Genomic DNA, 14,333 nt, shown 5'->3' on the forward strand with positions numbered 1-14,333 from the left:
TCTGCATCAACTTTGGAGGAGAAGCATGCCAACCGCGCAACGCTCCCGCGGTCCGTACGCCAAGACGGCCGTCAAGCGGGAGGCGATCGCCCGGGCCGCCTACGAGGTGGTCCAGGAGGTCGGTCACGAGCGCCTCACCACCGCGGCCGTGGCGCGCAGGGCCGGCATGGCCGAGCGCACCATGCTCTACCACTTCCCCAGCCGCGACCACCTGCTGGTCGCTGCCCTCGCCTACTTCGACGAGGTGATCCAAGGACGGGGCGCACTCGTCGACTTCCGGGAGGGCAAGACCGCCGGCGAGCAGGCGCTCACCGCCCGGGACGCGGAGGCGATCATCGCTCGCCTGGTCCGAGGCACCGCCTGCGACGACGCCCGGCTCCGCCTGTACTCCTACCTCGCCGGACAGGCGCAGATTCCGGGATCCGCGGCGCATGAGCACTTCACCGCTCACTACGCGGAGGCCATCGACGGCATCGGCATCATCATCGGCGCCCTGCAGCAGCACGGCCTGGCGCGCACCGATCAGCCCGCCGAAGCGATGGCGCGGCGGTTCCTGGCGGCCTGGGACGGGTTGCAGCAGTTATGGGTGGTAGCCCCGGACTTCGACCTGGAGGCGGAGACCCTGCACGCATTCGCGGACATAACCGGTCGGGACCTGCTGCGCGCCCGGGACGCCATGGCAGAGGTGATTCGCGGCATCTGACACCTCGCCCACGCTGCCATCAACGCGACGATACGACCCCGTAGAACAGGACCCGGATCAAAGATGATCGACCGCCATGCCCTGGTATCCCGTCACAATATCCACCTGCACGCCGACTCCCCGGAGCTTGTGCTCACACTGGGCAACGGAGACTTCGCCTTCAGCGCCGACGCCACCGGCCTGCAGACCTTCACCGCCGCCCACGACCCGTCCCGACTCGACCCGCGCGCTCCCGACTCCCTGAACACCAGGATCGTCGAGAGCGCCACCCAATCCACCTGGGGCTGGCACGAGCAGCCCAACCCATCCGGTCACACCCTCGCCGACGCCATGACCGCCTACAGCACCGCCCGCGGCCCGGTGCACTACCCGGACCGCCCCTCCCTGCAGCGGATGATGGCGATCGCCTCCGGGAAGGTCGCGCCCGAGCCGCCGGACCTGGCCGGCATGTGGCTCGGCTCCAACCCGCACCGGCTGGACCTGGGACGCCTGGGGCTGGCCGCGCCCGCCATAACCGAGCTGGAGCACGACGCGCTGACGGGACTGACTGCGCACCTGGACCTGTGGCGCGGGATACTTACCTCCCAGTTCAACTACGAGGGCACCCCGGTGCGGGTGGTCACCGCCGTCGCCGGAACGGGCGCGATCGTAGGCACCCGCGTGTCCTCCCCGCTGCTCGCCGACGGCGGCCTCGTTGTGCGCCTGTCCCTGCCCGATCCGAACCCGGGCTTCTCCCCTGCGGCCCTCTGGGGGGAGGAGCCCGAAGGCGAGGTGATCCTGCGCGAGGCCGGGCAGTGGGGTGCCGTCGTCGAGCGCCGCATCGACACCACCGCCTACCGAATCACACTCACCTGGGACGCCCCGGCGGCAGCAGCCCTGACCGACGCCCGCACCCTGGTACTCGCTCCCGCCCGCGGGACCGCGACGCTCGGTGTCGTTGCCGCCTTCGCGCCCGTATCCGGCCCGGGCAGTGAGTTGTATGCGGCACCCGCCACCCCGCCCGACGACGTCGACGCGGTCCTCGCCTCCTCCGCCGCCTTCTGGGAGGAGTACTGGAACTCCGGCGCCGCCGTGGAGCTGGCCGGTTCCACGGACTCACGTGCCGCCGAACTGGAACGCCGCATCGTCCTGTCCCAGTACCTGCTGCGAGCCGGCGGCGGCGGCCTCACCCCACCGCAGGAGAGCGGCCTGGTGACCAACACCTGGCGCGGCAAGTTCCACCTGGAGATGCACTGGTGGCATGCCGCGCAGTTCGCCGCCTGGGGACGCCCCGAACTCCTGGAGCGATCTTTCGACTGGTACCGCTGTGCGTTACCTGTAGCACGGGAGACCGCCGCCGCCCAGGGCTGCCGCGGCGCCCGCTGGCCCAAGGAAATAGGTCCGGACGCCCGCGAGGCCCCGGGCGACATCGGACCCTTCCTGATCTGGCAGCAGCCGCACCTGCTGTACCTGGCCGAGCTGTGCTGGAGCGCCTACGGCACCCGCCCCGAGGCCCAGGCCGCCACCGGGCGTGCCCGCCTGCTGGGCGCCGTCGCCGAACTGCTCGATGAGACCGCCGAGTTCATGGCGTCCTTCCCCAACGTCAGCGACGGAGTCGCCCACTTGGGCCCGCCGGTGATGCCCGCCCAGGAGTTCTACGACGCCGCCACCACCCGGGACCCCACCTTCGAGCTCGCCTACTGGTGGTTCGGCCTGGAGATCGCCCAGCGCTTCCGGCTCCGACGCGGCCTAGGACGTAAGGAGTCCTGGGACACCATCCAGGCAGCCTTGCCCGCCCCGGAGCGGGTCGCAGGCCGCTATACCGCCGTGGCGGGAAGCCCCGATGTACGCACCGACGACCACCCGTCATTCCTGCAGGCCCTCGGATTCCTGCCGCCCACGCCGCTCATCGACGCGACCGCCATGTCAGCCACCCTCGACTGGGTGCGGCGCAACTGGCAGTGGGACTCCGCCTGGGGCTGGGACTACCCGGTGATGGCAATGACGGCCACACGGCTCGGCCGCCCCGGGGACGCCGTGGACCTTCTCCTGCAACAGGGGGCGAAGAACCGCTACGACGCCGTGGGAAACAACCCGGGCATGGGTTCGATGATCCCCATCTACCTGCCCGGGAACGGCGGGCTGCTCGCCGCCGTCGCCCTCATGGTCGGCGGCTGGGAGGGCTCACAGGAGCATCCGGGATTCCCCGACGACGGCACCTGGCGCATCCGTGCCGAGGGCTTTACGTCCTGGCCGCTTTAGTCCCACCCATCATCCTTCACGAGATCCCAGAGACGAGGAGCCCTAGATTGTTGAAACTCGCCCTGATATTTCAAGATCACATGACGTTGCAACGCGGCAAGCCGATCGCCTTCTGGGGCACGGCCGGGGCCGGCGACGAGGTGTCGATAACCGTACAGAACATGACTGCCAGCTGCCGCGCAGCGACGAACGGCTGCTGGCGCGCCGAGATCGGCCCGCTGGAGGCCTCCTTCCAGGAGACGATCCAGATCGCTTCCGGAGACGACTCCGTTTTCCTCCACGACGTGCAGGTCGGAGACGTGTATCTCGCCGCCGGACAGTCCAACATGGAGTTCTACATGCGGTACGACGCGGATTTCGCCGACGAGATGGAGACCTGCACCAATGACGACATCCGGTTCTTCGACTACCCGGAGGTGTCTTACCCGGATCAAATCAACGAGGCCGACTACGGGAGAAACTTCGGATTCTGGAGAAGGGCGACAGCAGACCAGTTACAGTGGTTCTCCGCACCGGCATATTACTTCGCCAAGACACTACAGGCGAGATACGGTGTTCCGATAGGCATCGTCGGCTGTAACTGGGGTGGAACTCCCGCATGTGCCTGGATGAGCGAGGAGGCCATCGAGGAGGGCGGAGGCGGACTGTATCTGGAGGAGTACCGGGAGGCCTTGGCGGACCTTGACCCGGAGACCTACGAGAATCGCTTCCGCACCGACCCCGCTTCTTGGCGCACCGAACCGTTTGCCGACGCCGCCAGCGTAATGCTGATGGAGGGCAGGATCCTGGAGGAAATTCTTAGAGGCCTGTACGGGGACATGACGCCCCCTCCCCAGATCGACTTCTCAGCCATGGCCCCACCCATGGGACCGAAGAATGAGAAGCGTCCCTGCGGCCTGTACGAGAGCATGCTCAGCCAGGTGGCCCCCTACGGGATGCGGGGCATTCTGTACTATCAGGGCGAGTCCGACGGCGATGCCCACCCAGAACTGTATGCGACACTGTTCCCCGCACTGATCAGGTGCTTTCGTAGACTTTGGAATGACGAGCTCCCCTTCCTCTTCGTCCAACTCGCGCCCTTCGGCCGTTGGATGCAGTGCGTCGGCGAGCCATACGCCATCATCCGTGAGGCGCAGCAGCACACTGCGGATACCGTTCCCGGCGTCGGCATGGCGGTGATCACCGATATCGGCATGGAGCTGGACATTCACCCGAAGAAGAAAAAGCCCGTGGGCGAGCGGCTGGCGCTGCTCGCGGAGAAGATCATTTACGGCGAGGACGTGTTATGTGAGGCGCCCACACTACTGGGCATGGAGGTGAAGGACGGACAGCTGCGTCTGCGGTTCGGCAACGTCGGGACGGGACTGCATCTGGCCGCTCACACCCCCGATGGCGCACAGACCCACCCGGCGCGGCTGGGAGGTCTGACACTCGCCCTCGGCGATGAGGAGTTGGATTGCAGCAGCATCCCCGCCACAGCGGATAATGACACGGTGATCCTGCGTTCGTCGGAGATACGCAAGGGACGCATTACGGCGGAACTCGGCCGCGGCGGCTGGTTCCGGATCAATCTTTACAACAGCGCGGATCTACCGGCGCGCCCTGGAAGACTCACCACGAATGAAGGGGTGACCCACATCCATTAGACAGCACGAATCCCTCACACACGCACTCCCTCAACACGTTATACCGCCCGATTGGACCTTTTCAAAGACGAAAGGAACACCATGACCGTCCTGCGCGACGACTTCATTTGGGGTGCCGCCACCGCCGCCCACCAGGTGGAGGGCGACAACATCGCCTCAGACTTCTGGGCCGTGGAGCACTCACCCGCCCGCCTGCTGCCGGAGAAATCCGGCTCCGCCTGCGACTCCTTCCACCGCTACCGGGAGGACATCCGCCTGGCCGCCGCGGGCGGGCTGAAGGCCTACCGCTTCTCCATCGAGTGGGCGCGCATTGAGCCGGCCGACGGCGAGTTCTCCCGCGCCGCCCTGCTGCACTACCGGGACATGATCGACGCTTGCCACGAGTACGGCCTGGAACCGATCATCACCCTGCACCACTTCACCTGCCCGCTGTGGTTCGCGCTCGGCGGCGGCATCCAGCGTGCGGACGCCGCCGACCGCTTCGCCGCCTACGTACGCTACGTTTCCGAGATCCTGCACGACGTGCACTGGATCGTCACGATCAACGAGCCCAATATCCTGAACCTGATGAGCGGCATGACCGCCGTCATCGGCAAGTCCGCCGAGGAGCTGCGCGCGGCCGGCCTCGCCTCCACCGACCAGAGGGCCGCCCTGCCCGCCCCGTCGCTCGAGCTGGCGCCGAAGCTGATCGCCATGCACGCCGCCGCCCGTGCCGTGCTGCGCCAGAGCGTGCCGGACGCGCAGGTCGGCTGGGCGCTCGCGGCTCAGGCCTTCACCCCTACTCCGGGCAATGAGGAGGTATTCGAGCGGGTCTTCCACCAGTGGGAGGGCGTGTACCTGGACGCGACCGCCGAGGACGACTTCATCGGCGTGCAGGCCTACACCTCTCAGCCGGTGGACGCCTCCGGGCCCGTCCCGCACCCCGACTCGCCCGACAACACGCTGACCGGCTGGGCCTACCGTCCCGACGCGCTGGGCATCAACCTGCGCCGCTACTGGGAGCGCTGCGGCAAGCCCCTGCTGGTCACCGAGAACGGCATCGCCACCGCCGACGACGCCCGCCGCATCGCCTACACCACCGAGGCACTGCGCGGCCTGATCGCGGCCGTGGCCGACGGCGCGGATGTGCGCGGCTACTGCCACTGGTCGCTGCTGGACAACTACGAGTGGGGCCGCTGGGAGCCGACCTTCGGGCTGATCGCCGTGGACCGCGAGCGCGACTTCGCCCGCACGCCGAAGCCCTCCCTGGCCTGGCTGGGGCGGATCGCCGCCGAGAACGCCGCCTCACTGGAGCCCGGCGCCTGATGCCGCCGACCTCGCGGCCGCTCGCCCACCCCGTCCGACTGTTCAAGGAGCACCGTCATGTCCACCACCGTTCTATTCGACGCCGGCTGGCAGCTGCGCCGTGAGCCCGACGGCGACGCCGCGGCCCGCCAGACCGACGCCGCCTCCGACGTCCCGGATGCCCCTGGGCCCTGGACCGCCGTCGATCTGCCGCACGACGCCATGATCCATGAGCCCCGCAGCGCCGCCACGGCCACCACCTCCGGCGCCGGCTGGTTCCCCGGCGGCACCTACCGCTACCGCAAGTCACTGCACGTGCCCGACGACCTGGGCGATGACCGCCTATCCCTGGTATTCGAGGGCGTGTACAAGAACTCCACGGTGCTCCTCGACGGCGTGCGCGTCGGCGGGTGCCGCGGCGGCTACACCGAGTTCGAGGTCGACCTGGGGTCGCCTGCCCCGGGTACACAGGCAGTCATCGAAGTCCTCGTCGACAACTCGCGGCAGCCGTCCACCCGCTGGTACTCCGGCTCCGGCATTTACCGGCACGTGTGGCTGCGGCGCACCGGCCCGGTGCGCCTGACGCGTGGCGGCACCTCCCTGCCGGTGGTCCACCTAGAGCACTCCCCCACCGGCACGAGCGCGACGGCCACCGCCCGCATCGAGATCGACAACCCCCACGCCGCCGCCGTCACCGTCACGGCGGTCCTCACCGACGACTCCGGTGAGGCCGCCCGCGGCTCGGTGTCCACCAACGGGGGCGTCGTCGAATTGCCGCTGCGGGTGGCCGCGGCCCACCCCTGGTCCGACGCCGACCCGCACCTGTACGAGCTGACGGTCACCCTGACCGGGGCGAATGAGGCCGGTGACGACGTCGTACTCGATGCGGCCACCACCCGCACCGGCCTGCGCACCATTGAGGTCGACGCCGACCGCGGGCTGCTGGTCAACGGTCGGCCGACGGCGCTGCGGGGCGCCTGCATCCACCACGACTCCGGCATTCTGGGGGCGGCGACCTTCGCCGACGCCGAGCGCCGGCGGGTGCGCATACTCAAGGAGCAGGGCTTCAACGCCATCCGCTCCGCCCACAACCCCGCCTCACGCGACCTGCTGGCGGCCTGCGACGAGCTGGGGCTGTACGTGATGGACGAGCTGTGGGACATGTGGTTCCAGGCCAAGAACCCCCATGACGACGCCTCCCACTTCGAGCAGTCGTGGCCGGGCGACACCGAGGCGCTGGTACGCAAGGACCGCCTGCACCCGTGCGTGATCATGTACTCGATCGGCAACGAGGTGGGCGAGTCCGCCACGCCGCGCGGCATCCGCACGGCCCGCCGCATCGTCTCCCGGCTGCACCGCCTGGACCCCACCCGGCAGACGACGGCGGGCATCAACCTCATGATCAACCTGATGACCGCCCGGGGACGGGACCTCGTTGCGGACAACAACGCGGCCGGGCAGCGGCGCAAGCAGGACGAGGAGCGGGCGTGTGGCGAGTCCGGCGGTCCGAAGCGGCAGTCCGTCTTCGGGTCCACCGCCTACAACCTGCTGGTGTCCCGGATGGGTTCGCTGATGTCCCGGGCGGCGGCTACGCGCGCGGCCGACCGTGCCAGCGCGGGCGTGCTCGACGCCCTGGACGTGGCCGGCTACAACTACGCCGCCTCCCGCTACCGGAAGGACGCCGTGCTGCATCCGGGGCGGGTGATCGTGGGCAGCGAGACCATGCCGCACGAGATCGTGCGCAACTGGCGCCTGGTGGAGGAGCTGGATCATGTGATCGGCGACTTCATGTGGACCGGCTGGGACTATCTGGGTGAGGTCGGCATCGGGCTGTGGACCTACGGCGAGGAGCCCGGCGGATTCGACAAGCCCTACCCGTATGTGACGGCCGGTGTCGGCGCCATCGACATCACCGGGCACCCGGACGGGTCGATGGCGCTGGCGCGCACCGTGTGGACTCGGGCCAAGAACCCGGAGATCGCCGTGCGGCCCCTGGATAGGGCGGGCCGACGGGTGCATAAGGCGGCCTGGCGCGGAACCGACGCCGTGCCGTCGTGGGTGTGGCCCGAGGTCGCCGCCGGAACGCGGGCGCAGGTGGAGGTGTACTCCTACGCGCCGCAGGTGGAGCTGTTCGTGGGTGACCGCTCCCTGGGCACGCGGCCGGCGGGCGTCGCCCATGGCTGCGTGGCCCGCTTCACCGTTCCCTACGGCCCGGAGGACCTGACCGCAGTCGCCAGGGTCGGCGACCGCGAGGTCGGCCGCGCCACGCTGCCCGCCCAGCACGGCGCGCTGCGCCTGCGGGTGAGGGCCGACCGCGGTCGGCTCCACGCCGGCGGCCAGGACCTGGCCTTCCTGGAGCTGGAGGCAGTGGACGAGCACGGGAACGTCGCCATGATCGGCGGCACGCCGGTGAGCGTGGAGGTGTCGGGCGCGGGACGCCTGGCGGCCCTGGGCTCGGCCGATCCCCGGCCCGCCTCCTCCTATGACGAGACCACCACCCCGCTGTACCGCGGCAGGGCCCTGGCGATTGTGCGCGCAGGTGCCGAGCCGGGGACGGTGCAGGTCGGTGTCCGTGCCGGGGAGTTGGGTGAGCAGCGCTTGACGCTCGTGGTGGAGCCGGCCGGGCGCTGAGCGCCGGGACGCCCACACAGTCGGCAGGGTTGGGGCGTCGAGGCGCGCACCGGTCTCAGGCGACCTCCAGCACCACGCGCTGGTAGCGGGTCAGCGGCGGGGTGCCGGTGTCGGTGCCCTCCACGATCAGGTGGATGGCCTGGCCGGGGCGGGCCTGGGCGGGGACGGTGACCACGGCGGTGCCGGCGCCGTCGTCCCGGATGCGCGGCGGCGTCGGGCAGGGGTTCGGCCCGGCCTCCGGATAGGCCCACCAGCGCAGCAGCACGTGGTCGCCGTCGGGGTCGGTGGCCGTGGCGGTCAGGGTGACCACCTCGCCGGGGCGTACGCGGCGCACCAGTCCGCTGCCGCCGTCGGGGTGCTCGACGACGACGGCCGGCGGATGGTTGGCGTCCTCATAGCGGGGGGTGACGGACCAGGCCAGGCGGGCGGCGAATTCGTTCTGCAGGGCCCGCCACCAGCGGGTCATGTGGTACTCGGGCGGGGCGGAGCCGTCGGCGGCGTGGTCGACCACCTGCTGGGGGTAGTCGGGCTGCGGCAGGCCGGGCAGGTCGAAGCGCATGTCGGAGGTGAGCGTGTCGGGAAGCTGCGGGTGCGGGACCTGGCGGCCGCCCCAGCCGCCGAAGGTGGCGTCCTCCCAGGAGTGCAGGCCGTTGGGGATCAGCAGGGTGAAGTTGGAGGTGTCGCCCTCGGAGATGAAGGAGCCCGCCTCCTGCACCGGGCACCACACCCGGTAGCCCTCCGCGCGCAGCTGCGCCTCGGTCTTGCCCGCCTCGCCGAAGTAGTCCTCGGGGTCGAAGTCGGCGGCCATGCGTCGCCCGTCGCCCCACACCCGGTAGGCGGCCCCCAACGGGCCGCGGGCGCTGACGTTCTCGCGCGTCCACTGCGGGCCGACGAGTTCAAGGTCGGCCGGTAACAGCACGTCCCGGGTGGTGTACCCCCAGGCGCGGGTGGCGACCTCGCGGTGCTCCAGGCCCGGCCAGCGTGGCCGAATGTATTCATTCAGGGTGGAGTCCTGCTCCCCGAAGGAGGACAGCACCACCCGGTCCAGCACCCGCTGTTTGAGCGTCGGCCAGTCCTCCCGGCCGCCGAGTTCCTCCTCCAGGGTGCGCAGGGCGCGGGCGAAGGTGGAGATGCCGCCCCAGGCCTGGATGAACAGGGGGCGGGCGGCGTCCAGCAGCGCGCCGCCCTCACCGGTGGCGCCGTTCGGTGTCAGGGCGATGTCCCGCAGCAGATCGGCGATGAGGGTCGAACCGGGGGTGACCTCGTCCATCTCCCCCTCCGCGATCACGTTCCCCATGCGCACCAGGGAGCGCAGGTGGGCGGCGGTGGGGAAGCGGGGGTCGTGCACGCGCAGGGTGTCCTCCACTTGGGCGTAGGCGTCGATGGCCTCGTCGATGTGGAGCCTGTCACCGGGGGCGGGCCAGCGGTGGGAGGCGATGCCGCGGGCGGGGTCGCCGGTGTAGTGGAACTTGCTGCCCGCGTACACCAGGCCGCACAGGTCGATCTCGGCGGCGTGGGTGAGCAGGCGGATCATGGAGTTCAGGTCGTCCAGCTCGGGGTCGGTGGTGACCACGACGCGGGGCCAGTCGGCCCGTGGGAAGGCTTCCTTGCGCATGGCCCCAGCGTGCCACATGCGCGGTTCGTTGCGGGATCTCGACGACGCCTGAACGACCCGTTAGGCCGACACGCCAAAGTCCGCAAGGACAAGGGAATGGCCCGGAAGCTGAGCGAAATACTCGAATCACTCGCTCAACTGATCCGGGCCATTGGTGTCCTTGTGGATGCCCTCAGTAAGTGGTTCGGCTGAGCCGCTTACGTCGGGGAGTCATCCGGTCGCCTCCGGGTGACTCCCCTCTATTGTGCCCGCTCGCGCGCTCGCCTGACAAGCAAACGAGCCTCATCTCAGTTCGAAGACGCGGGTTAGCCCGTGACGACGCGGCCCGGCCCTCCAGAGCGCTGCCCGGCAGGACGTCCTCGACGGTGAACCGGCGTCATGGAAGTTCGCCCCGCGTCGTCGATGGCCCTCGCCCGGGCAGCGGGCAGGCTACGCCACCAGCCCGGGATGTGCTGCAATGGGCCGGTGGATCGCACCGACGCCCCGCCCCGTGCAGACGACTCCGCGCCGCCGGAGCCCACCGAGGCGCCCGAGCTACCACCGGTGCCCGCCTGGTTGGACGAGCCCACCGGCGAGCGCGCCCTGGCCTGGGCGGCGGCGCGGACGGACGAGACCATGTCCGCCTTCACCGACGACGTGGACTACCTGCGCCTGACCCAGGACCTTCAGGAGATACTCGACTCCCCGGACCGCATTCCCGCAGTCACCGAGGCCGCCGGCATGGTCTACAACTTCTGGACCGATGCGGCCCACCCGCGCGGAGTGTGGCGGCGCACCACCTGGGCGTCGTACGCGGCCGGCGCCCCCTCCCGCCCACCGCGCCCCGACGACGCCTCCGCCACCGAGTGGGAGGTGCTGCTCGACCTGGACGCCGAGCGCCACCGGCGCGGCCGCGACCTGGCCTGGGCGGGGGCGCAGGTGCTGCAAACCGGCCCGCTGGCAGGGCGCCGCGCCCTGGTGAGCCTGTCCGACGGCGGGACGGACGCCACCTTCACCGAGGAATTCGATCTGGACGAGCGGCGCTTCCTGGATGCGACCGAGGGCGGCTTCCGCAAGCCGCTCTCAAAGGGCACGCTGACCTGGGGCGCCGACGGCGACACCTGCCTGCTTTCGGACGACTTCGGTGCCGGGTCCCTGTCGCCGGCCGGACTGCCGCGCCAGGCGCGTCGCCTGCGCCGTGGGCAGGCGCCCCGGGACGCCGAGGTGCTGATCACCGGAGCCGCGGATGCGATCGTCACCCGGGCCAGTTGCGATGCGTGGGGCCGCACCTGGCTCATGAGCATGGGCGGCCTGGGCGATACCCGGGTCTGGTGGCTGCCCGACGACGCCGCGGTCCCCGCCGGCCAGAAGGCGGCGCGGCGGGCGCTTGCGGCCGACGGCGCGAACGTACCCGCGGACGCGATCCGGATCGAGGCGCCGCCGTCGGCTTCCATCGGCGTGGGGGCGCAGTGGCTGACGATCCAGCTGCGCGAGCCGTGGGAGGTGGCGGGACGCCGCTACGAGCCGGGCATGCTGCTGGGGGCGCCGCTGAGCCAGTGGCTGCACGGCGAGCGCGACGGGCTGGAGGTGCTGTTCGCCCCCACGTCCTCGTCCTTCCTGTCCGCCGCTACGTGGACCCGCCACCACATGGTGCTCACAGTGCTGGACGACGTCGCCGGCCGGCTGGAGGTGTGCACCCCGCCGTCACGGTGGGAGTCGGAGGCGGGCGAGCACGCCGCCGACCGGCGGCAGTGGCGTCACCACTGGATCGACCTGACCGGGGCCGCCCACCGCCCGAGTGAAGCCGAGGCCGCCGCGGCCCCGGACCCCACCGAACTGCGGCCGGGCCGGCCCCTGCTGGAGGTGACCGCGCAGGCGGTGCGGCAACGGGACACCGACTACCTGTTCATCTCCGCCTCGGGCTGGACCACCCCGCCCACGCTCACGCTCGCCCGCCTCACCGAGGTCGGCGAGGTGACCGGAATGTCGGTGCTGCGGCAGGCGCCCGCCCGCTTCGACGCCCGCGGAGTGCGCGTCAGCCAGCACGTGGCGGTCAGCGCGGACGGCACCCGCGTGCCCTACTTCCAGATCGGTCGGCCACGTGCCGGCGCGGACGCAGGCACCGGCGACGGCGGGACGACGTCGGTTCCGGTTGCGAGCGCACCTGCGGTGGACTCACCGGCACAGGAGCCGTCGCCCGGCCCAACCCTGCTGTACGGCTATGGCGCCTTCGGCACCAGCCAGACCCCCTGCTACCAGCCGCTTACCGGCAAGGCCTGGCTGGAGCGCGGCGGCACCTACGTGGTGGCGTGCACCCGTGGCGGCGGCGAGTACGGGCCCGGTTGGCACCTGGCGGGCACCGCCCGGGAACGGCACCGGGTGGTGGAGGACTTCGCTGCGGTGGCGCGCTCGCTGATCGACCGCGGGGTGACCTCGGCAGGGCAGCTGGTGGTGCACGGCGCCAGCGCGGGCGGCCTGCTGGTCGGAGAGATGCTCACCTGCCACCCCGAGTTGATTGGCGGGGTAATCGCGGAGGCGCCACTGCTGGACCTGGAGCGGTACACGCGCCTGCTGGCCGGCGCCATGTGGCGCTCCGAGTTCGGGGACCCGGACGATCCCGACGATTGGGAGACCATGCGACCCCTGTCCCCCTTCCACGCCCTGGTACCGGGCCGGGAGTATCCGCCGCTGCTGCTGCTCACCTCTACCGCCGACGACCGCGTGCACCCGGCGCACGCCCGCGCCATGGCCTACCGGATGCGTGCGCTGGGGCTCGCGGTCAGCTATGTGGAACAGACCGAGGGCGGGCACGCAGGCACGGCGATCTCCGCCCAGCGGGCCGCCACGAGCGCGCTTATCCACACCTTCGCCCGGCGGGCGGCCGCCGGTCACCGGCTGTCGCCCGCAGGCACAATGCATGGAATTAAGGATCAGCCGAACTCGGGTGGGACGAAGTAATTATTGTACCGACTGGTGGAAGTATGCACTCCAGGGAGGGCACCATGTCCAAGAAACGTATTCTTGTTAGCGTAGCGGCGGCGTTGGTGATGGCCGTCGCACTGACAGGTGGATGGATCTGGTGGACCAGGCCCGCGCTACGATCCGTGGCTTCTCCTCCCGGCGGCGAAGAACGGATCAAGGTTCGCCTTGGGGAAGGATTGCTACCGCAGCGGACTACGGCAGGAACAATCAGTCCAGGCGGATTGTCATCCGAGGGACATAAATGGGTGGGAACAGTCGTGTGGACTGACAGCGACAATGCCACTACGAGCTACAAGTTGCCCCTCGGCGAGTCTGTGCATATTGATCGACTTGGAGTGGTCACGCTAATCGCGGTTGAACCAACTCCTCTCGATCAAGTGTTCCATCGACGTCCCGGCTGAGGATACCGTATGACGCTCAGTATTGACTTGGAACCTACCGCACAGCCGTGCAACATGGGCGACTGTTAGATGCGCGCATTGAATTGAACACAAGTTCTACGCCGCCCCGCTTCGGCGCAAAGTTACGATGCACCCGAGGCTCGCACGGCAGCGTACTCCCGATAACCGGAGGTGTCCTGATGGCGAGGAGGCTCATGATCTCCAAGCCCAAGAAACGCATTCTTATAAGCATCGCGGCGATCCTGGTCATGGCCACCGCACTGACAGGTGGATGGATCTGGTGGACCAGACCCGTACTGAGATCCGTGCCTTTACCTGAAGGAACAGAGCCAGACCAAGTCATGGTACAAGGCGGGTCGATACCACCGATACTTACGACCGCGGGAACGATATCCTCGGCCGGCTTGCGCTCCGAGAACCGTGAGTGGATAGCGAAGCTGCGCTGGACCGACCTGCAACACACCAAGCACCTTTACGAGCTGCGACTCGGGGAGCCTGTCGAGGTGGAAGGTCTGGGAAGCATTACACTTGTAAGGGTGGACCCAGTCCCGCTATTTGACCTGAGTCCTGACAGTTTAGTGCCCTGCGGCGTTCAGGTTGTTGAGGATTTGCTGTGCGGTCTGGGTGGTCTGGGGCTGGGCGGTTATTTGGTGTCCGTTGATGGTGATGGTGGCTTCCTGGAGCGGCCGTAGTTCGCGTACGAGTCGCTTGATGCTCACGCCGGTGGCGGCTTGTAGATGGCGGGCTACCGCCAAGGCGGCCATGACGACGGTCAGGTGGGCCTGGATGGCGTCGTGGGTGTGGTGGAAGACGGGCCTGGCCCGCAGGTCGTGCTTGCTCATGCGCAAGTG

7 protein-coding genes and 1 pseudogene are annotated in these 14,333 nt (G+C 69.5%); 6 read left to right on the top strand and 2 right to left on the bottom strand.

Annotation, left to right across the window (positions count from 1 at the left end; all coding sequences use genetic code 11):
* The first annotated feature begins 25 nt into the window (after positions 1 to 25).
* The 5 genes from DRB06_RS08190 (at position 26) to DRB06_RS08210 (ending at position 8,505) form a co-directional block, all read left to right on the top strand.
* Complete coding sequence (locus tag DRB06_RS08190; protein ID WP_111819646.1) at positions 26 to 703, top strand: helix-turn-helix domain-containing protein; 678 nt, start codon at positions 26 to 28, stop codon at positions 701 to 703.
* Between the two features lie 63 nt (positions 704 to 766).
* Positions 767 to 2,944 carry a hypothetical protein gene (locus DRB06_RS08195; protein WP_111819647.1) on the top strand — a complete coding sequence of 726 codons (2,178 nt, stop codon included), beginning with the start codon at positions 767 to 769 and terminating at the stop codon, positions 2,942 to 2,944.
* Positions 2,945 to 3,024: 80 nt separating this feature from the next.
* The gene (locus tag DRB06_RS08200) at positions 3,025 to 4,590 is read left to right on the top strand and encodes a sialate O-acetylesterase (RefSeq protein ID WP_146750840.1); all 1,566 of its coding nucleotides are present in this window, start codon (positions 3,025 to 3,027) and stop codon (positions 4,588 to 4,590) included.
* Positions 4,591 to 4,671: 81 nt separating this feature from the next.
* On the top strand, positions 4,672 to 5,895 hold the full coding sequence (locus DRB06_RS08205) for a glycoside hydrolase family 1 protein (protein WP_111819651.1): 1,224 nt from the start codon (positions 4,672 to 4,674) through the stop codon (positions 5,893 to 5,895).
* A 57-nt stretch (positions 5,896 to 5,952) separates the two neighbouring features.
* Complete coding sequence (locus DRB06_RS08210) at positions 5,953 to 8,505, top strand: glycoside hydrolase family 2 TIM barrel-domain containing protein (RefSeq protein WP_111819652.1); 2,553 nt, start codon at positions 5,953 to 5,955, stop codon at positions 8,503 to 8,505.
* A gap of 55 nt (positions 8,506 to 8,560) precedes the next feature.
* Here DRB06_RS08210 and DRB06_RS08215 read toward each other — a convergent pair whose 3' ends face one another.
* Positions 8,561 to 10,120 carry a DUF1593 domain-containing protein gene (locus DRB06_RS08215; protein ID WP_111819653.1) on the bottom strand — a complete coding sequence of 520 codons (1,560 nt, stop codon included), beginning with the start codon at positions 10,118 to 10,120 and terminating at the stop codon, positions 8,561 to 8,563.
* Between the two features lie 465 nt (positions 10,121 to 10,585).
* Here DRB06_RS08215 and DRB06_RS08225 point away from each other — a divergent pair, with 465 nt between their 5' ends.
* Positions 10,586 to 13,057: a prolyl oligopeptidase family serine peptidase gene (locus tag DRB06_RS08225; protein WP_258522204.1), complete on the top strand. Its 2,472-nt coding sequence runs from the start codon at positions 10,586 to 10,588 to the stop codon at positions 13,055 to 13,057.
* Positions 13,058 to 14,057: 1,000 nt separating this feature from the next.
* On the opposite strand, the pseudogene DRB06_RS08230 reads toward DRB06_RS08225, so the two are convergent.
* Positions 14,058 to 14,333 (bottom strand): annotated as a pseudogene (locus DRB06_RS08230) (IS1634 family transposase); the annotation flags it as partial.

Origin of the sequence: Actinomyces sp. Z5, assembly GCF_003287795.1 — a bacterium.
In the GTDB taxonomy this organism is placed as follows: domain Bacteria; phylum Actinomycetota; class Actinomycetes; order Actinomycetales; family Actinomycetaceae; genus Actinomyces; species Actinomyces glycerinitolerans.